This is a genomic window from Bradyrhizobium sp. 2TAF36, from assembly GCF_052114925.1.
GTDB classification, from domain to species: Bacteria; Pseudomonadota; Alphaproteobacteria; order Rhizobiales; family Xanthobacteraceae; genus Bradyrhizobium; species Bradyrhizobium barranii.
Genome location: NZ_JBFRFR010000004.1, coordinates 129,912 through 147,823 on the forward strand (window position 1 = coordinate 129,912; position 17,912 = coordinate 147,823).

A 17,912-nucleotide genomic window follows, 5' to 3' on the forward strand; every position below is an offset into this window, starting at 1 on the left:
CGCTACTCCTCGTCCTTCTTCCGCAGCAGATCCGTCGCGAGGTCCGACAGTTTTGGCGGCGGCAGCGCCGCGAACGGCAGCGGCCGCGTCACGTCGATCGCGGCCAGACCCAGCCGCGCGGTCAGCAATCCGTTCAGCACACCTTCGCCAAGCCGCTGAGACAGCTTTGCCGCAATCCCATGGCCCAGCATCTGCTGCACCAGGCTGTCGCTCGCGGCCATGCCGCCGGTGATGGCGAGATGGGCGATCACGTGGCGGAGCAGGCGGATCATGCCGAGCGCGCCGGGGCGGCCGCCATAGAGAAAAGCGAGCTGACGGATCAGGCGCAACGCGGCCACGAACACGAACAATACGTCGATCGCCGCGCGCGGCGAAACTGCGGTCACGATCGAGACCTTTTGTGCGGCCGACGACACCAGCCGCCGCGCTTCCGCGTCCAGCGGCGACATCAGTTCGCGCTCGGCAAGCCGGATCATGTCGGCGCCGTCGATGATATCGCCGGTGTGGCTTTCCAGCGTGGCGCGCGCGCGGGCGAGCTGCGGGTTCTGGTGCGCGATCTTCAGCAGGTCCTGCACGATCACGCGGCTCTCCTTGCGATCGTCGCTGGCAAGGACCGCGGCGGCGCGCGCATGCAGCTTCTCGATGGTTGCAAGGCGCGCCAGCCCGAAGGCCTCGCGCCCGATCACCACCGCGAGCGCCAGTGCGGTGACGAAGGCGAATGCGAGGCCGACGAAGCCGAGCGTTTCGCTGCGCGCAAACAGATCCTCGATCAGACGGACCACGCCGAGCCCGGTGCCGAGCAGCGTCAGCCCGCCGAGCCCGGACCAGAACAGCGTGCCCCAGGGAAAGCCGCGCCGCGCCGGAAGCGCGGCCTCGATCGGCACCGGCAATGCCTGCGGATCGTGCTCCGGCGTGATCTGGATCGTGGCGCGTCCGAGCCGGCTGGTCTCGTCGGCTTCGGTGACGACGACGCCGGGATCGTCGAGCCGGAACGTCGCCGGCCGCCGCGGCTTGGATCGATCGTTCATGACAGCTTGTCTCCGATCAGGAACTGCAGGGCACGGTCGAGGCGGATGTGTGGCAGCGCCGGCTCGTCATTGCCCTCGCGTTCGAGCTTTGGCGGACGGAAGCGCAGGAAGCGAAAATCGCTCTTCTCGGCGGCCTCGGTCGCGAGGCCCCGGAACGCGCCGGTGCCGTTGAACAGCGGCTCGGGGTCCTGCGGCAGGTCACCCGGAAAGGTCGCAACCTCCGTGTTGCCGTCAAAGAACTCGCCGCCGGCGCTTTCGCCGGCCGCTGGCGTTCCCAGGATCGACGGCAATTTGTCGCGGCCATGCGCGACCTGGGCCTCGCGCGTGGCGCGAACTGCGGCGAGCGCCACCACGTCGATCTCCGCGCCGGTATCTTCCGCGCGCACCACCGCGCGGGTGACGGCGCGGCGCAGCACCGCCTCGAGCCGGTCGTGACTGGAATGATGCAGATGGTCCGCCTTGGTCGCCGCGAACAGGATGCGGTCGATACGCGGCCGGAACAGGCTGGAGAGGAACGTGCTGCGGCCGATGCGGAAGCAGTCGAGAATTCCGGCAAGCGCGGCTTCGAGATCGTGCAGCGCTTCGGGGCCGGAGTTGAACGCCGCGAGCGCATCGGCCAGTACGATCTGGCGATCGAGCCGGGCAAAATGATCATGGAAGAACGGCCGCACCACGACGTCCTTGTAGGCCTCGAAGCGGCGGACCATCATCGCCCACAGCGAGCCGTCCGGTGCCTGGCCGCCCACAGGCACGTCGAGCGGCGCAAAAGTCAGCGCCGGCGTGTCGGCGAGATTGCCGGGCATCAGGAAGCGGCCGGGCGGCAGCAGGCTCATCGCGAAGCGCTCGTCGCGGCAGGCGCGCAAATAGCCGGTGAAGAGCTTTGCCGCCGTCAGCGTCGCCTGCTCGTCCTCGCGCGCCTCGGGCTTGAGCGTCGCGAGATGCGCGTGCCAATCCCCCGCAAGATGCGCGCGCGGCGCCTCGCGCGACAGCGCGAGGCTTTCGGCTGACCATTGCTCATAGCTCTTCTGGAGCAGCGGCAGGTCGAGCAACCACTCGCCGGGATAATCGACGATGTCGAGCGTCAATGTGCGATCGGCGCCGTTCTGGCGCTGATAGTCGATGACGAGCCTGAGTTCGCTGATGTCGACGGTCGAGTTCGGCCAGCGCCGCTCCTCGAGCAGCGCGCGCAAATGGTTCTCATAGGCGAAGCGCGGCACGGCGTCGTCCGGCTGCGGCGCCAGATGCGCCCGCGCGATCCGGCCCGAGGCATAGGCCTCGAACACCGGAAAGCGGCCGCCACGGGTGAGGCCGTGGATCAGCGCGGTAATGAATACGGTCTTACCGGCCCGTGACAGGCCGGTGACCCCGAGACGCACCGTCGGGTTGAAGAAGTGCTCACCATAGTCGATCAGCGCCCTGGCCGACAGCCGCGCTTCTTCGACCATATCCTGGAAACTGAATGCCATATGAACGTGATTGATCTCGGGGCGGGCGGAACAGTGAAGCCGTTCACAAAAGTGGCAATTGCGTAGGGAAAATCAAGCTTCATACTTCCACCGCCTTTGTCGGCAAATCAGCCGTTTGAACGATGCGCCGATCGCGAAAGACCCTACAAGAGGGCATTGTCTTAGCCTTGCGGATTGCCATGACCGTCTTCCAGCTGAAACAGCTTGCATCCACCTCCGTCCACGCCGCGGCCGACGCGATCGGCTGGAACTACGACCGTGCCGAATTGATCGCGGACGGCGTGATCCACGCGATCGGCGTGTTCTGCGGCATCGTCGCCGCCACGGTCCTGGTGGTGCTGACGGCGGTTTATGCCGACGCCACCAACATCGTCGGGGTCTCGATCTATGTCGCCGGCCTGCTCTCGATGCTGGTGCTGTCGGCGACCTATAATCTCTGGCCGGTCTCGCCGGCCAAATGGCTGCTGCGGCGATTCGACCATTGCGCGATCTATCTGCTGATCGCGGCGACCTATACGCCGTTCATCCTCGAGGTGAGGGACAGTGTGTTCGCGCTGGTGCTGCTCGGTGGCGTCTGGTGCGTCGCGATCCTGGGTATCGTGCTGAAACTTCTCTACCCCGGCCGGTTCGACCGCGTCGCAGTCGGAATCTATCTCGCGATGGGCTGGAGCGGCGTGATGGTCTACGACGCCGTGGTCAAGGCGCTGCCTGCGCTGGTGCTGGGCTTCATCCTTGCGGGCGGCCTGCTCTACAGCTTTGGCGTGATCTTCCATGCCTGGCGGCGGCTGCGCTTCCAGAATGCGATCTGGCACGGCTTTGTCTTGGCCGGCGCGGCGTGCCATTATACCGCGGTGCTCGACCTCGTGTTGAGCTGAGCAAGATCCGCGAAGCGGAATAAGCGAAGCGGTATAAGATAGCGAAGCGCTATCCGAAAAGAGAAGCGCTACAAGACAAAGAGGAGACGTCGCATGCAGGTGACCGGCAAGGTCGTGGTCGTCACGGGCGGCGCAAACGGCATCGGCAAGGCGCTGTGCGAGGCCTTCCACAAGGCGGGTGCCGCCAAGGTCGTCGTCGCGGACATGGACGCCGCCAATGCAAGAGCCGTCGCCGCCACGGTGGATGGCGCGGCCTTCAGATGCGACGTCGCGCAGGAAAAAGAGATCGCCCACGTCATCGAGGAGACCGAACGGCAGTTCGGCCCGATCGAATTGTTCTGCTCCAATGCCGGCATCGGCGGCGGCTTCGATCCGATGTCGGTCAATGCCGGCGGCGCCTCCGACGAGCCGTGGCAGCGGAGCTGGGCGATCCATGTCATGGCCCATGTCTATGCGGCGCGGTATCTCATTCCCCGCATGAAGGCGCGCGGCGGCGGATATTTTCTCAATACGATTTCGGCGGCAGGTCTGCTGTCGCAGGTCGGAAGCCCCGCTTACTCCACCACCAAGCACGCCGCGGTCGGCTTTGCCGAAAACCTCGCGATCTCGCACAAGGCCCACAACATCAAGGTGTCGATCCTCTGCCCGCAGGGCGTCGACACCAACATGCTGCGCTCGATCCCGAAGGGCCCGCAATCCGGCGACGGCGATCTCACGCCGGAGCAGGTCGCGAAAGACGTGCTCGCCGGCCTCGAGCAGGAGACGTTCCTGATCCTGCCGCACCCCCAGGTGCTCGGTTACATGCGCAAGAAGACCGAGAATTACGACCGCTGGATCGGCGGCATGGCCAAGATCCAGGCCAAGATGCGGGAGGAGTTCGGGAAGTAGGGTAGGCTGGTGCCACCCGCACCGCTGTCATTCCCCGCGGAAACGGGGCATCCAGTACGCCGCGGCCTGTCGAGGAATCACAGCCGTCTCTGGAATACTGGATCGCCCGCCTTCGCGGGCGATGACACTGAGAATACGGCTACGCCGCCGACTCCCCCTCATCCTCCATGCGGCTCTGCCGCAGCGCCCGGGCATAGAGCATCATGCCCTCGCGCACCGTGCGCTGCTCGGCCTCTGTCAGCGCGGCCAGCGCGCCGCGCACCTGCTGGCGTCCGAACGCGTGCAGCGCCTCCAGCGTGCGCCGGCCCTTCGCCGTCAGCGACAAGAGCTTGCTGCGCGCGTCGGCTTCATCAGGCGTCTCCCGCAGCTCGCCGCAATCGACCAGCTTGCGCACCAGGCGGCTGACGCTGGATTTCTCCAGCCGCAGGAAATCGCCGAGGTCGCCTGAGTTCATCGGGCCGCGGATGCCGATCTCCAAAATGGTGTGCACCGCCGAGGGCGGATAGTCCGAGGCCGCCACCGTCGCATCCATGAAGCCGAGCTCCCGCACCATCAATCGCGAGGCGGCGCGGATGTCGTCGATCAGCGCAAGCTCGGCCATCTTGACTCCCGGCATATAGTTGTATCATACAACTATATGCGCGCAACGTCGCGCGCAAGCGTTTTGGAGTGAGCCATGAGCGGAACTGTGCCGGCCGGGATGCGGATGAGAGGCAAGGTCTGCCTCGTCACGGGCGGCGGCAGCGGCATCGGCCGCGCCACGGCGCTGCGGATGGCCTCGGAAGGTGCGGAGGCGATTGTTGTCGCGGGACGGCGGGAGGCCGAAATCAAGGACACCGCCGCAGCGTGCCGGGAGCTCGGCGCTGACGCGATCGCGATCCAAACCGACATCACGCAAGAGGATGACGTCGAACGGCTGGTTCGCACGGCGGTCGAGCGCTGCGGCCGGCTCGATGTCGCCTTCAACAATGCCGGATTCCAGGAGCGCCGCGCGCCGCTGGAAGAGCAGGGCACGGAGATCTACGACACGGTGTTCGACACCAATGTCCGTGCGCTGTTCCTGTGCCTGCGCCATCAACTGCCGGCGATGCTGGCGCAGGGCCGCGGCAGCATCGTCGTCAACGCCTCCGTCAGCGGCGTGCGCAATCCCAATCCCGGCTTCTCGCTCTACTCGGCCTCGAAGGCGGCGGCGATCTCGCTGACACGCTCGGCCGCGATGGAGAACGCCCCGCGCGGCATCCGCATCAACGCCATCGCGCCCGGCCGCGTCGTCACCGACATGATGCTGCGCGCCGGCGTCGGCGATGTCGCAACCGTCAGTGCGGGCCTGCCGCTGCGGCGGATGGGGAGCCCGGAGGAAGTGGCGGAGGCCGTGGTGTGGCTGTCGTCCGACGCGTCGTCGTATGTCGTTGGCCACGTGCTCGCGGCGGACGGGGGATTTTTGGCGTCGTGATGTCGTAGTCGTAGTTCGTAGCCCGGATGGAGCGCAGCGTAATCCGGGTCGACTCGCTTGTGCCACGATTCCCGGATTTCGCTTCGCTCCATCCGGGCTACGCGCCCCCCTAATGCTTCTGCCCGTACAGCACCGGCACCGCCGAATCCACGACGACCTCGACGAGGCTCGTCCCCTCGAACGCCATTCCGCGCTTGAGCGCCTCGCCCAGCTCCGCGGCCTTGCTCACCCGCACCGCATGGCAGCCCATGCCCTCGGCGAGCCTGACGAAATCGATCCCCGGCAGCTCCAGCCCCGGCACGTTCCTCACCTGCATCACCTGGCTGAACGAGCGCATCGCGCCGTAGCCGGAATTGTTGATGACGACGATGGTCAGCGGCAGTTTTCGTTGCGCGGCGGTCCACAGCGCCTGGATCGAATACATCGCCGAGCCGTCGCCGATCAGGCACACCGTCCGCTGCTTCGGCTTGCCGAGCGCCATGCCGACCCCCGCGGGCAGGGAGTAACCGAGGCCACCGCTCGCCATGGTGTAGAAACTGTCCTGGCCGCGCATCGGCATGAACTTCTGCATCGCCGGTCGGTGCGAGGGCACTTCCTCGACCAGCGACGCGTCATCCGGCATCGCCTGCGACAGCGAATGCAGCAAAAATTCGACCGGCAGCGGGTCGGCGGCCTGCGGCGCCGACGGCAGCGTGCGGCCTTTCGGCGTCGCGCGTTTGCTCTCCGGCAGCAAGTCGAGCAGCAGGCTCAGCGCCGGCTTCATGGTCGCGATGATGCTGGTGCCGACCGGCGTCACCGCCGCCGCGTCCGGATCGTCGGTGATCTGAAAAATCGTCGCGCCGCCATCGAAGATCGCGGCATGGCCTTCGACATGGAAGGTGAACACCGGCGCGCCGATGACGACGACGAGATCGTGCTCGCGCAGCGCATCGGACAGCTGCGCCGGCGAGGCGTGCAGGAACCCCGCGAATTGCGGATGACGCTCGGGGAACGAGCAGCGCGCGGAGAACGGGCTGACCCAGACGCTGGCCTTGGCTTTCTCGGCCACGCGCACCATCAAATCGACCGCGCCGGCGCGGTCGATGCCGGGGCCGACCACGAGGGCAGGGTGTTTTGCTGAGCCGAGCGCGGCGACGAGCGCCTTCATCGCGTCCGGCTCGGGCCCGATCTCGCGGCTGACCTTGCGCGCCTCGACCGGTGCGGTCGCATGCGCCCAGTCGTCGATCGGGATCGACACGAAGGTCGGCCCGCAGGGCGGCTGCATCGCGGTGTAATAGGCCCGCGCGATCGCGGCCGGAACGTCCTCGGGCCGGGCCGGCTCGACGCTGTATTTGACGTAAGGCCGCGGGAATTCCGAGGCGCGCTCGGCATAGAGGAACGCCTGCAAGGGCAGGATCGAGCGCGCCTGCTGGCCCGCGGTGATCACGAGCGGCGTCTGGTTGCGGTGCGCGGTGTAGATATTGCCGAGCGCGTTGCCGACGCCGGCCGCCGAATGCAGATTGACGAAGCCGGCATTGCGCGTCGCCTGCGCGTAACCATCGGCCATGCCGACGGCGGAGGCTTCCTGCAGCGCCAGCACGTAGTCGATGTCATCAGGCCAGTCGCTCAGGAACGGCAGTTCGGTCGAACCGGGGTTGCCGAACACCCTGTCGATGCCCAGCGAGCGCAGCAGATCGAGCGTCGCCTGCTTCACGGTGACGGACTTGCTGCCGCTCTTGCCGTTCTTGGACATGGTTTCCGTCCCCTGTAAATTCCTCATCCTGAGGAGCGCGGAACGCGCGTCTCGAAGGATGAAGGCCCGGCTGGTGGCCTCGCCCTTCGAGACGCGCGCGAAGGGGCGCGCTCCTCAGGGTGAGGGTCTAATAGCGGTGCCTACCACACCGCCGCGCCCTTCATCGTCGGCTGTCCCTCCGCATTCGCGGTCCACAGCTCCATTCCCGCCTCGGTCTCGTTGGCGTTGATGGAGAACTCGGTGCCCTCGAACAGCGGCTGCACGCCGCGATAGGTGAATTTCTTCGGTGCCTTGCCGTCGTGCAGCTTCGCCGCCATCTCCACGATCAGCGACGCCTGCAGCGGCCCATGGAAGATCAGGCCCGGATAGCCCTCGACCTTGGTGACGTAGTCACGGTCGTAATGGATGCGGTGACCGTTGAAGGTCAGCGCGGAATAACGAAACAGCAGCACGGGATCGGACACATGCGTCTCGCGGTGCTGCGCCTTCGGCGGCGGGGGCGGGGCCTTGGCGCCGGCGGGCGCGCTGCTCGTCATCTCGCGATAGACGATGTCCTGCCGCTCGCGGATGGCAATGCCCCGCGGCGAGGAGATGCTGTGCTCGACCGAGACGAAGCACAGCGTGCCGGTCGTGCCCGATTTCACCTGCACGTCGGCGATGCGCGAGGTCCGCGTCGATTCATCGCCGACGCGCAGCGGCTGCAGGAATTCGATCTCGCCGCCGGCCCACATCCGGCGCGGCAACGGCACCGGCGGCAGGAAGCCGCCGCGGGTCGGATGGCCGTCGGGGCCGAGCATCGACATCGGAAACACCGGCTGCGCCAGGCACCAATGCACCGTGAACGGCGCGGCATCGCCCGCTTTGGGCTCGCCGACCTCCTGGAACAGGGTCGCGCGCAGGCCCTTCACGAGCTGCGCGGTGACGATGTCGGTGGCCTCGGTGCTGCGGCCGATCCATTGCCGCAAGTGGTCGATGTCGAGCTTCTCGGTCATGACGCCTCGCTCTTGTTATGACTTCCTGGCCGGCCGCTCGCCGATGGCGGGCACAGCGCCGTAAGCGCGGGTCTCGCCGACGATGATCGGCGCCGGCGCGGGATAGCTGACACGTCCCTGCGGCGTGTCGACCTCGATGCGGCGCAGATGCGGATGATTGGTGAGGTCGGCCATGGTGTTGACCTCGGCAAAGGCGATGTCGGCGTCCGACAGCCGCTTCAACAGCTCGTCGCGCGTCATCTTGCCGAAGATATCTGCGACCGTCGTGTCGGTGAAATCGCGGTTGCGCACGCGCTCGACCATGTTGGCGACGCGCGGATCGGCCGGCAAATCGGGCTGGTCTAGCACCTTGACGCAGAGCGTCTTCCACTCGCGCTCGCTCTGGATCGAGATCAGGATGTCCTTGCCGTCCTTCGAGGTGAACACGCCGTAGGGCGCGATCGAGGGATGGCGCAGGCCCATCCGCTTCGGCGGATTGCCGGCTTCGGAATTGAGCAGCGGCACGGTGCACCAGTCGGCCATCACGTCGAACATGGAGATGCGGATGTCACAGCCCTTGCCGGTGCGCCCGCGCGCGATCAGCGCTTCCAGGATCGCCGCATGCGCGGTGGCGCCGGTCGCGACGTCGACGATCGACATGCCGACTCGCGAGGCTCCATCAGGGTTGCCGGTGATCGAGGCAAGGCCGCTCTCGGCCTGGATCAGCAGGTCATAGGCCTTGCGGTGGGCGTAGGGGCCTTCGTCGCCATAGCCGGTGATCGTGCACGAGATCAGCTTCGGATAGTCCTTCAGCAGCCGTTCGCGCGAAAAGCCGAGCTTGTCCATCGAGCCCGGCTTGAGATTCTGGATCAGCACGTCCGCGCTCGCGATCAGTTTCTCGAGCTCGGCGCAGCCTTCTTTCATTGCGAGATCGACCACCGCCGATTGCTTGCCGCGGTTGAGCCACACGAAATAGCTGCTCTGGCCCTTGGCCGCCGCGTCATAGCCGCGAGCGAAATCGCCTTCGGGCCGCTCGATCTTGATCACCTCCGCGCCGGCGTCTGCCAGCCGCGACGAGCAGAACGGCGCCGCGACCGCCTGCTCGACCGCAATCACCCTGATCCCGTCCAATGCTCCCATGACGCGACCTCAGTACGAGCGGGGCATGCCGAGCACGTGCTCGGCGACGTAGGACAGCACGAGGTTGGTCGAGATCGGCGCCACCTGGTAGAGCCGCGTCTCGCGGAATTTGCGCTCGACGTCGTACTCCTCGGCGAAGCCGAAGCCGCCATGGGTCTGGATGCAGGCGTTTGCCGCTTCCCACGACGCATCGGCCGCCAGCATCTTGGCCATGTTGGCCTCCGCGCCGCAGTCGAGCCCGGCCTCGTATTTGCGCGTCGCTTCCTTCACCATCAGCTCGGCCGCGCGCATCGAGGCGTAGGCCTTGGCGATCGGAAACTGAATGCCCTGGTTCTGGCCGATCGGCCGGCCGAACACCGCGCGCTCCTTGGCGTAGTTCGTGGCCTTGGCGATGAACCATTTGGCGTCGCCGACGCATTCGGCGGCGATCAGGATGCGCTCGGCATTCATGCCGGAGAGGATGTAGCGGAACCCCTTGCCTTCCTCGCCGATCAGATTCTCCGCCGGCACCTTCATGTCGGTAAAGAACACTTCGGTGGTGGCGTGGTTCATCATGGTGCGGATCGGGCGGATCTCGAGGCCGTTGTTCTTGGCCTCGCGCATGTCGACGATGAACACCGAAAGACCATCGGTGCGCTTCTTGCTCTGCTCCTTCGGCGTAGTGCGCGCCAGCAGCACCATCAGGTCGGAATGCTCGGCCCGGCTGGTCCAGATCTTCTGGCCGTTGACGATGTAGCTGTCGTTGCCTTCCTTGCGCGCAAAGGTCTTCAGCGAGGAGGTGTCGGTGCCGCTGGTCGGCTCGGTGACGCCGAACGCCTGAAGCCGCAATTCGCCGCTTGCGATCTTCGGCAGATATTTTGCCTTCTGCTCGTCGTTGCCGTGCCGCAGCACCGTACCCATCGTGTACATCTGGGCGTGGCAGCCGCCGCCGTTGCAGCCAGCGCGCTGGATCTCCTCGAGGATCGCAGCCGCGGCGGAAAGCTTCAGGCCCGCGCCGCCATATTCCTCGGGGATCAGCACCGAGAGATAGCCGGCCTGCGTCAGCGCATCGACGAAGGCCTTGGGATAGGCCATCTCGCGATCGAGCTTGCGCCAGTACTCGCCGGGAAACTGCGCGCACAGCTTCGCGACGGCTTCGCGGATGTCGGCGTGATCTTCGGTGTGGTGTTCTTCACTCATGGCGTTTCCCGTATCTAGCGGCAGTCAAGATAACGCCGGCCGATCCTCTGGCGTTGTGAAAACATCGCCAGCCCCCTATGCTCATTTGCTATAGCGTATGAAGTAGCCTTCGAGGATTGGCAAGCATGGATTTCCGGCAGCTCAGGACCTTCAGTTGCGTGGYGGAGCTCGGCAGTCTCTCCAAGGCCTCCGACACGTTGCGCGTGGCGCAGCCGGCGCTCTCTAGGCAGATCAAGCTGCTGGAACACGAGCTGYGCACCGAATTGTTCACGCGCAATGGCCGCGGCATGGTGCTGACGGAAGCCGGCCGTCTCCTGCTGGCACGCACCTCCGGCATCGTGCGGCAGATCGACCAGATCCGCGACGACATCCAGTCGACCAAGGGGCCGCCGTCCGGCCAGGTCGTGCTCGGCCTGGTTCCGACCGTGAGTTGCGTGCTGTCGGCGCGCTTTGCGCGCCGCTGCGTCGAAAAATTTCCCGGCATTTCGCTGCGCATCGTCGAGAGCTACAGCGGCCATCTCGTCGAATGGCTGCATCGCGGCGAGATGGATCTGGCCATTCTCTACGGCCGCTCCGCCGATCTGCATCTCAACGTGGAGAGCCTTGGCCGCGACAACATCGTCGCGGTTGGCCCGCGCGGCTGCGGCCTCGCGCGCAAGAAGAGCGTCGATGTCGGCTGGCTGCTGCGCCAGCGGCTGGTGCTGCCCAGTCATTCCCACGGTCTCCGCGCGCTGATCGAGCACGCCGCCGCCCAGCGCAAGATCAAGCTCAACGTCCAGCTCGAGGCGGATTCCTTCCGCGTGCTGACGAGCCTCGTCGAGGAAGGCCTCGGCTTCGCGCTGCTGCCGCCCTCGTCGGTCCACGGTGAGGTCGCCGACGGACGGCTGGAGACCGCGCCCGTATCCAAGCCGATGACGCGCGAACTCATTTTCGCCTCTCCGATCGACCGCCCGGGCTCAACGGCGTCGCTCGCCATCACGACGCTATTGCGCGAGGAAGTCGCGGCCTGCCGCAAGGAAGGCCTGTGGGACATCAAGTTGAGTTGAGGGCCAGTGCTGAATTCTCAGGAGAATTTAGGACACAAGCCCGCAGCTGGCCCTTCGCATATTGAGCGAGCTGTCATGCCGGAATTTTATAGCCGGCCGCGCGCTCCTCGAGCGTTAGGAGCACACTCTTCGTCCTACACTCGGTGTCATTGCCCGCGAAGGCGAGCAATCCAGTATTCCAGAGACGGCGCGGCTAGAATCGAGGAGCCGCGGCGTACTGGATGCCCCGCCTGCGCGGGGCATGACAGCAGAGATTGGCGAGGCCGCTTGCCTTAAGGTAGTCCCTAGAGCACGCCTACCCCGGAATCCTCACCGGCAACGACTCATATCCCTTGATGAAGCTCGAATAGATCCGCTTGGGCTCGCCGACCACCTCGATGCGGTCGAAGCGCTTCAGCATCTCCTCCCACACGATCCGCAGCTGCAGCTCGGCGAGGCGCATGCCGACGCAGCGGTGGATGCCGAAGCCGAAGGAGAGGTGGGTGCGCGGCCGCGGGCGGTCGATGATGAAGTCGTTTGGCTTCTCGAACATCTCCTCGTCGCGGTTGCCCGAGACGTACCACATCACGACGCGGTCGCCTTTCTTGATATGCTTGCCGCCGATTTCGGTGTCGGCAAGCGCGGTACGCCGCATATGCGCCAGCGGCGTCTGCCAGCGGATCACCTCGGGCACCATGGAGTCGATCAGCTCCGGATTGGCGCGCAGCTTGTCGAACTGGTCCGGGTTCTCGCTCAGCGCCAGCACCGAGCCGCTCATGGTGTTGCGCGTGGTGTCGTTGCCGCCGACGATGAGCAGGATGATGTTGCCCATGAGATTGTCGGGGTCCATGAAGCGCGTCGCATCATTATGTGCCATCAGCGACAGCAAATCGTTGCGCGGCGCGGAGTTGACGCGTTCGTTCCAGAGCTTGGACATGTAGGCGTAGCATTCGTCCATCTCGCGGCGGCGCTCTTCGGCCGAGGCGACGATGCCGCTCTTGGGCAGGGCGGTCGCGACATCGGACCAGCGCGTCAGCTTGCGGCGTTCTTCCCAGGGGAAGTCGAACAGGGTCGCCAGCATCTGCGTCGTCAGCTCGATCGAGACGCGTTCGACGAAATTGAAGGTCTCGTTGCGGGGTAGATTGTCGAGCACGGTCTGCGAGCGCTGGCGGATCAGTTTTGCCAGCTCGTCCAGATGCGTCGGCGTGAACATCGGCGACACCGTCTTGCGCTGCGCCGAGTGCTGCGGCTGGTCCATCGCGATGAAGCTCGGCCAGTCATAGCCCTGCGGCACGTCGCGGATCCCGATGCCGCCGAGCGTCGAGTCCGAGGAGAAGATGCCGTGACTGGTGTCGACATGCATGATGTCGTTGTACTTCACCACCGACCAGTACGGCTCGATCGGCGCATTGGTGCAGTAGTGCACCGGCTCTTCCTTGCGCAGCCGCTCGAACCACGGCCACAAGGTGTCGTCCTGGAACAGCCTGGGTGCGCCGGGGTGGAATTGCGCCAGCGGCGTCGCATAGGCCTCCTCGCGGGCCCTGCGCATGCGTTCGGCGTTGTCGGTTTTGACCGGAGTCTGGATGTTCATGGTAGTAGCTCCAGTGTTTCTCTTTCTCCCCGCAAGCGGGGAGAGGGAGTGATCTCACGCCGTGATCTTCACCGGCAAGGTTTCAAGTCCCTTTACGAAACTCGAATAGACCCGTTTGGGTTCGCCGACCACGTCGATATGGTCGAAGCGCTTGAGGATCTCTTCCCAGATAATCTTGAGCTGAAGTTCGGCAAGCCGCAAGCCGACGCAACGGTGAATGCCGAAGCCGAAAGAGAGGTGCGTACGCGGGCGGGCGCGGTCGATGATGAAATCGTAGGGCTTTTCGATCGCTTCCTCGTCGCGGTTGCCCGAGACGTACCACATCACGACCTTGTCACCTTGCTTGATCTGCTTGCCGCGGAACTCGAAGTCGGCAAGCGCGGTGCGCCGCATATGCGCCAGCGGCGTCTGCCAGCGGATCACCTCCGGCACGAAACTGTCGAGCAGGCCGGGGTTCTCGCGCAGCTTGCGATACTGCTCCGGATGCTGGCTCAGCGCGTAGATCGATCCCGACATCGTGTTGCGGGTGGTGTCGTTGCCGCCGACGATCAAAAGGATGAGATTGCCGAGGAAGTTTTTTGCATCCATGTCGCGCGTCGCGGCACCATGCGCCATCATCGAGAGCAGGTCACTCTTCGGCGGCTGCTCGATGCGCTCCTTCCACAGCCGCGCGAAATAGCCCGCACATTCGGTCAGCTCGGCCTGCCGTTCGTCTTCGGTGGCGACGAGGCCGTCGGGGCCGGGAATGGTGGTCGCGATATCGGACCAGCGCGTCAGCTTGCGGCGGTCCTCCCAGGGAAAGTCGAACAGCACCGCGAGCATCTGCGTGGTGAGCTCGATCGAGACACGATCGACCCAGTCGAACACCTGGCCCACGGGCAGATTGTCGAGGCACTCGGCGGAGCGCTCGCGGATGCTGAGCGCGAGATTGTCCAGATGCGTCGGTGTGAACATCGGCGCCACGGTCTTGCGCTGCGCCGCGTGGCGCGGCGGATCCATCGAGATGAAACTCTCGCGGCGCAGGTCCGGGTCGATGTCGCGGATGGTGATGCCGCCGAGCGCGGAGGCCGAGGAGAACACCGAATGGTTGGTCTCGATCTCCATGATGTCGTTGTAGCGCGTCACCGACCAGTACGGCCCGAACATCGAGTCCTTGCAATAGTGCACGGGATCTTCGCGGCGCAGCCGATCGAAATACGGCCAGAACGTATCGGTCCTGAACAACTCGGGATCGCCCGGATCGAACTGCTCCAGCGGCAGTGACGTGGCGCGCGCGCGTAGCTCGTCGAGCTTCGCCGCGCTCTCGATGGTCCCATGCATGACCGCTCTCCCTGACATGAACCGCGCGTTCTCGTTGAATTCTGCGCTGCGGTATTTGATTTGCAATTACAGCCGGTTGTCTGCGTCGGAGCAAGGGAGACTTTTGCCACATCCAACCTTTGCGAGAGGTGGCTAGATGCGTAGCCCGGATGGAGCGGAGCGAAATCCGGGATTCGGGCCGCCATTGGCGCTGTCCCGGATGACGCGGAGCCTGTCATCGGGCTACGGATCAGCAACCGTCACGCAGATGTGTCAACGTGATCTCCCGCACCCCCGCGCCTGCGGAATCATGCGAGAAATCGAGGTAAATCGAACCCAGCCATCTTGGGGATCGACCAAATCTCTGATCTATAGTTTGACCGTATCAGGTCCGCACCCCGAGGTTGCCGCCGTGAACGACATGCAATGGGCCCCCATCGGCTCCGAACCCTTACCCCCGCCGCTGCCGCCCACGCGGGTCGACTTCACCGGCAACCGCTCCGAGTTCCGCAAATTGGTCACCAAGGGTGCCATGCTTGAGCTCGTCACCTTCGGCTTCTACCGGTTCTGGCTGGTCACCGACATCCGCCGTCATTTGTGGACGAACACCGCGGTCGACGGCGATGCGGCCGAATACACCGGCCGGGCCAAGGAGCTGCTGGTCGGCTTCCTGTTCGCGCTCGCGATCCTGGTGCCGATCTACCTCGCTTATTTTCTCATCGGCATCGAGTTCGAGCGCTGGCAGGGCTTTGCCTCGACGCCGCTGTTCATCAGCTTCTACGCCTTCGGACAGTTCGCGATTTTTCGCGCGCGGCGCTATCGCCTGACGCGCACGGTCTGGCGCGGCGTCCGGTTCTGGATGGACGGCTCGGGCTGGGCCTATTCGTTCCGGGCCATGGCGTGGGGCCTGCTGGTGTTCCTCACCCTCGGCCTGGCGCTGCCCTGGCGCGAGGCGTCGCTCGAACGCTACAAGATGCGGCACACCCATTACGGCGATCTCTCCGGCGACTTCGAAGGCGACGGCTGGACCTTCTTCAAGCGCGGCTGGTGGCTGTGGCTCTTGAGCCCGATCGCACTCGTGATCTTCCCGCTCGCCCCGTTCTTCTATGCCGAGTTCAAGGCGCGTGAATGGCGCTGGTGGCTCGACGGCATCCGCATCGGCGGTGTCAGCCTGTCCTCGGAGTTGCCGCACAACGCGTTCTACGGCCTGTACTGGAAAGTGATCGGCTGGTGGATGCTGCTTTCGACCGTTTTCGCCGCCTATATGGGCGGTGGCGCCTTACTCGTCGTCCAGCTAAGTGGCGTTCCGGCTGATCAGGTCTTCGGCCCCGGAAATGCCGGCAAGAGCATCCCGATGCTGGTCATGATGGTGATCGGCTATTTCGCCGTGGCGCTAGCGATCAACATCGTCATGCGGGTCTATCTGCAGCGCGATCTCTGGGCCAAGGTGCTGGAAACCGTCGAGGTGCACAACATCGGGGCCGCGGCGGATGTACGCGGCAGCGGTGAGCTTGCCAGCGCGCTCGGCGAAGGCTTTGCCGATGGGCTCGATGTCGCGGGATTCTGATCTGTGAGTGAGTTGTCCACCGAGGTTCCGGCGCAGTCCGCCAAGCCGACGATATTCTTCGACGGCGTGTCGAGCCGCAGGCGGGAGGTGTCGCTGGCGCTCGGTGACGCGCTCGACATCGTCGAGGAGGGCGGAGCGCCGGTTCGCTGGACCTATGCCGACATTCGCCGCGCCGACAGTCCGGCCGGGATATTGCGCCTGGCCTCGACATCCGCGCCGCCGCTGGCGCGGCTTGAAATTCGCGACGCCGCGCTCGCCGCCGACGTGACCGCCCGCTGCATGCGTCTCGACGAGCACCAGACGTCGCGCCGCGGTGTCGCAAAGATCGTCGGCTGGTCGGTGGCCGCCGCCGTCTCCATCGTTTGCGTCGTGCTGTTCGGTGTGCCGCTCGCTGCCGACCGGCTAGCGCCGCTGGTGCCCAAGCCGATCGAACGGCGCATTGGCGACGCCTCCGAAGTCCAGGTGAAAACCATCTTCGGCCGCAAGGCGTGCGAAGACCCCGCGGGCAAAGCCGCGTTCACAAAACTGGTCAATCGTCTGCGCGATGCCGCCGGCCTCGACGACGATTCCATGACGGCCGGTGTACTGCCGACCTCGGTGCCGAATGCATTCGCGCTGCCCGGCGGCAAGGTGTACGTGCTGAGGGGCCTGGTCGACAAGGCCGAAAACCCCGACGAACTCGCCGGCATCCTTGCCCATGAGCTCGGCCATCTCAAGCATTACGACAACATGCGCGGGCTGATCTACAACGGCGGCACATCGTTCCTGATCGGCCTGTTGTTCGGCGACGTCACCGGCTCGAGCGCCGTGATCTTCGCCTCGCGCAGCGTGGTCGAAGCCTCCTATTCGCGCGAGGCCGAGACCGCCGCGGATACGTTTGCGATCGAGATCATGCACAAGCTCGGCCGCTCGCCGAAACCCGCGGCCGAACTGATGTTCCGCATCACCGGCAAGGAAGGCGGCTCCGGCCTCACCACGATCCTGGCGAGCCACCCGCTCACCGAAGACCGCCTCGCACGCATGACGAAGGAAGATCGTCCCGCCAGCGGCCCGCCGCTGCTGACGGACAAGGAATGGCAGTCGCTCAAGCTGATTTGCGGCAGCGGGAAGATCTAGAGCGTTTTCGAGCGAAGTGGCGACCGGTTCGCGTGAAGAAAACGCGTCAAAAAAAGAGCTCCGCGCCTACCGCGTCCCGTAAGCGCGGTCGCCGGCATCGCCGAGGCCCGGCAGGATAAAGCCGTTCTCGTCGAGACCTTCGTCCACTGCAGCCGTCCAGATCGGAACGTCGGGATGCAGTCCGCGCAGCCGTTCGAGCCCTTCAGGGGCCGCGATCAGGCAGGCGAGACGGATGTCCCTGGCGCCGCGCTCCTTCAGCCGGTCGATTGCGGCGACGGCCGTGTTGGCGGTCGCGACCACCGGGGTCACCACGATCGCGAGGCGCTCGCTGAGGTCGGACGGCGATTTGAAGAAATACTCGACCGCGGCAAAACTGTGCGGCTCGCGGTAGAGGCCGATATGGGCGACGCGCGCGGTCGGCACCAGATCCATCATGCCGTCGACGAAGGTCGTGCCGGCGCGCAGCATCGGCACGAATACCAGCTTCTTGCCGGCGATCTTGGCCGAATGCATCGTCGCCAGCGGCGTCTCGATGACGGTATCGGCGAGCGGCAGATCCCGCGTGATCTCGTAGCACAGCAG

At 65.3% G+C, this 17,912-nt stretch carries 16 protein-coding genes; 6 read left to right on the top strand and 10 right to left on the bottom strand.

Translation table 11 applies throughout. From position 1 onward, the window contains the following. Positions 1–2 precede the first annotated feature (2 nt). Together AB4Z51_RS03555 and AB4Z51_RS03560 are read right to left on the bottom strand one after the other, a co-directional pair. Positions 3–1,028: a YcjF family protein gene (locus AB4Z51_RS03555; RefSeq protein ID WP_085399827.1), complete on the bottom strand. Its 1,026-nt coding sequence runs from the start codon at positions 1,026–1,028 to the stop codon at positions 3–5. Then, positions 1,025–2,494 carry a YcjX family protein gene (locus AB4Z51_RS03560; protein ID WP_085399828.1) on the bottom strand — a complete coding sequence of 490 codons (1,470 nt, stop codon included), beginning with the start codon at positions 2,492–2,494 and terminating at the stop codon, positions 1,025–1,027. Before AB4Z51_RS03560 ends, AB4Z51_RS03555 begins: the two co-directional genes overlap by 4 nt. A 179-nt stretch (positions 2,495–2,673) precedes the next feature. Here AB4Z51_RS03560 and trhA point away from each other — a divergent pair, with 179 nt between their 5' ends. Both trhA and AB4Z51_RS03570 read left to right on the top strand, forming a co-directional pair. Next, on the top strand, positions 2,674–3,369 hold the full coding sequence (trhA, locus tag AB4Z51_RS03565; protein WP_028151267.1) for a PAQR family membrane homeostasis protein TrhA: 696 nt from the start codon (positions 2,674–2,676) through the stop codon (positions 3,367–3,369). Between the two features lie 93 nt (positions 3,370–3,462). Further along, positions 3,463–4,257 carry an SDR family oxidoreductase gene (locus tag AB4Z51_RS03570; RefSeq protein WP_085399829.1) on the top strand — a complete coding sequence of 265 codons (795 nt, stop codon included), beginning with the start codon at positions 3,463–3,465 and terminating at the stop codon, positions 4,255–4,257. 139 nt (positions 4,258–4,396) lie between these two features. Here AB4Z51_RS03570 and AB4Z51_RS03575 read toward each other — a convergent pair whose 3' ends face one another. Further along, positions 4,397–4,858 (bottom strand): MarR family winged helix-turn-helix transcriptional regulator, encoded by a 462-nt coding sequence (locus AB4Z51_RS03575; protein WP_085399839.1) that lies wholly within the window; start codon positions 4,856–4,858, stop codon positions 4,397–4,399. A 75-nt stretch (positions 4,859–4,933) separates the two neighbouring features. Between AB4Z51_RS03575 and AB4Z51_RS03580 the strand changes: the two genes are divergently transcribed. Next, positions 4,934–5,710, top strand: a complete 777-nt coding sequence (locus AB4Z51_RS03580) for an SDR family NAD(P)-dependent oxidoreductase (RefSeq protein WP_063985429.1) — start codon at positions 4,934–4,936, stop codon at positions 5,708–5,710. Between the two features lie 109 nt (positions 5,711–5,819). Here AB4Z51_RS03580 and mdlC read toward each other — a convergent pair whose 3' ends face one another. The 4 genes from mdlC to AB4Z51_RS03600 all read right to left on the bottom strand — a co-directional run bounded on the left by mdlC (position 5,820) and on the right by AB4Z51_RS03600 (position 10,732). After that, the gene (gene mdlC, locus AB4Z51_RS03585; RefSeq protein WP_085399830.1) at positions 5,820–7,442 is read right to left on the bottom strand and encodes a benzoylformate decarboxylase; all 1,623 of its coding nucleotides are present in this window, start codon (positions 7,440–7,442) and stop codon (positions 5,820–5,822) included. Positions 7,443–7,582: 140 nt separating this feature from the next. Continuing rightward, positions 7,583–8,434 carry an FAS1-like dehydratase domain-containing protein gene (locus tag AB4Z51_RS03590; RefSeq protein ID WP_085399831.1) on the bottom strand — a complete coding sequence of 284 codons (852 nt, stop codon included), beginning with the start codon at positions 8,432–8,434 and terminating at the stop codon, positions 7,583–7,585. Between the two features lie 15 nt (positions 8,435–8,449). Next, entirely contained in the window at positions 8,450–9,553 is a 1,104-nt protein-coding gene (locus AB4Z51_RS03595; RefSeq protein ID WP_085399832.1) for a CaiB/BaiF CoA transferase family protein, read from the bottom strand. 9 nt (positions 9,554–9,562) lie between these two features. Beyond that, positions 9,563–10,732, bottom strand: coding sequence for an acyl-CoA dehydrogenase family protein (locus AB4Z51_RS03600; protein ID WP_063985425.1), 1,170 nt, complete (start codon positions 10,730–10,732; stop codon positions 9,563–9,565). Positions 10,733–10,857: 125 nt separating this feature from the next. Here AB4Z51_RS03600 and AB4Z51_RS03605 point away from each other — a divergent pair, with 125 nt between their 5' ends. Continuing rightward, positions 10,858–11,778 carry a LysR substrate-binding domain-containing protein gene (locus tag AB4Z51_RS03605; RefSeq protein ID WP_441497056.1) on the top strand — a complete coding sequence of 307 codons (921 nt, stop codon included), beginning with the start codon at positions 10,858–10,860 and terminating at the stop codon, positions 11,776–11,778. 295 nt (positions 11,779–12,073) lie between these two features. Here AB4Z51_RS03605 and AB4Z51_RS03610 read toward each other — a convergent pair whose 3' ends face one another. Continuing rightward, entirely contained in the window at positions 12,074–13,348 is a 1,275-nt protein-coding gene (locus AB4Z51_RS03610; protein WP_063985423.1) for a cytochrome P450, read from the bottom strand. A 54-nt stretch (positions 13,349–13,402) separates the two neighbouring features. Beyond that, complete coding sequence (locus AB4Z51_RS03615; protein ID WP_085399840.1) at positions 13,403–14,668, bottom strand: cytochrome P450; 1,266 nt, start codon at positions 14,666–14,668, stop codon at positions 13,403–13,405. A 400-nt stretch (positions 14,669–15,068) separates the two neighbouring features. On the opposite strand from AB4Z51_RS03615, the gene AB4Z51_RS03620 reads away from it, so the two are divergent. Together AB4Z51_RS03620 and AB4Z51_RS03625 are read left to right on the top strand one after the other, a co-directional pair. Beyond that, positions 15,069–16,214, top strand: a complete 1,146-nt coding sequence (locus AB4Z51_RS03620) for a YjgN family protein (protein ID WP_193560897.1) — start codon at positions 15,069–15,071, stop codon at positions 16,212–16,214. Positions 16,215–16,217: 3 nt separating this feature from the next. Continuing rightward, the gene (locus AB4Z51_RS03625) at positions 16,218–17,330 is read left to right on the top strand and encodes a M48 family metallopeptidase (protein ID WP_063985420.1); all 1,113 of its coding nucleotides are present in this window, start codon (positions 16,218–16,220) and stop codon (positions 17,328–17,330) included. Positions 17,331–17,396: 66 nt separating this feature from the next. Here the strand turns inward: AB4Z51_RS03625 and upp are convergent. After that, positions 17,397–17,912, bottom strand: a 516-nt coding sequence (gene upp / locus AB4Z51_RS03630) for a uracil phosphoribosyltransferase (protein ID WP_441497057.1), incomplete at its 5' end; no start/stop codon positions are given.

Bases quoted from the DNA above. Each gene is read 5' to 3' on its own strand.
- AB4Z51_RS03555 (WP_085399827.1), bottom strand. From the start codon at position 1,028: ATGAACGATCGATCCAAGCCGCGGCGGCCGGCGACGTTCCGGCTCGAC.
- AB4Z51_RS03560 (WP_085399828.1), bottom strand. From the start codon at position 2,494: ATGGCATTCAGTTTCCAGGATATGGTCGAAGAAGCGCGGCTGTCGGCC.
- trhA (WP_028151267.1), top strand. From the start codon at position 2,674: ATGACCGTCTTCCAGCTGAAACAGCTTGCATCCACCTCCGTCCACGCC.
- AB4Z51_RS03570 (WP_085399829.1), top strand. From the start codon at position 3,463: ATGCAGGTGACCGGCAAGGTCGTGGTCGTCACGGGCGGCGCAAACGGC.
- AB4Z51_RS03575 (WP_085399839.1), bottom strand. From the start codon at position 4,858: ATGGCCGAGCTTGCGCTGATCGACGACATCCGCGCCGCCTCGCGATTG.
- AB4Z51_RS03580 (WP_063985429.1), top strand. From the start codon at position 4,934: ATGAGCGGAACTGTGCCGGCCGGGATGCGGATGAGAGGCAAGGTCTGC.
- mdlC (WP_085399830.1), bottom strand. From the start codon at position 7,442: ATGTCCAAGAACGGCAAGAGCGGCAGCAAGTCCGTCACCGTGAAGCAG.
- AB4Z51_RS03590 (WP_085399831.1), bottom strand. From the start codon at position 8,434: ATGACCGAGAAGCTCGACATCGACCACTTGCGGCAATGGATCGGCCGC.
- AB4Z51_RS03595 (WP_085399832.1), bottom strand. From the start codon at position 9,553: ATGGGAGCATTGGACGGGATCAGGGTGATTGCGGTCGAGCAGGCGGTC.
- AB4Z51_RS03600 (WP_063985425.1), bottom strand. From the start codon at position 10,732: ATGAGTGAAGAACACCACACCGAAGATCACGCCGACATCCGCGAAGCC.
- AB4Z51_RS03610 (WP_063985423.1), bottom strand. From the start codon at position 13,348: ATGAACATCCAGACTCCGGTCAAAACCGACAACGCCGAACGCATGCGC.
- AB4Z51_RS03615 (WP_085399840.1), bottom strand. From the start codon at position 14,668: ATGCATGGGACCATCGAGAGCGCGGCGAAGCTCGACGAGCTACGCGCG.
- AB4Z51_RS03620 (WP_193560897.1), top strand. From the start codon at position 15,069: ATGCAATGGGCCCCCATCGGCTCCGAACCCTTACCCCCGCCGCTGCCG.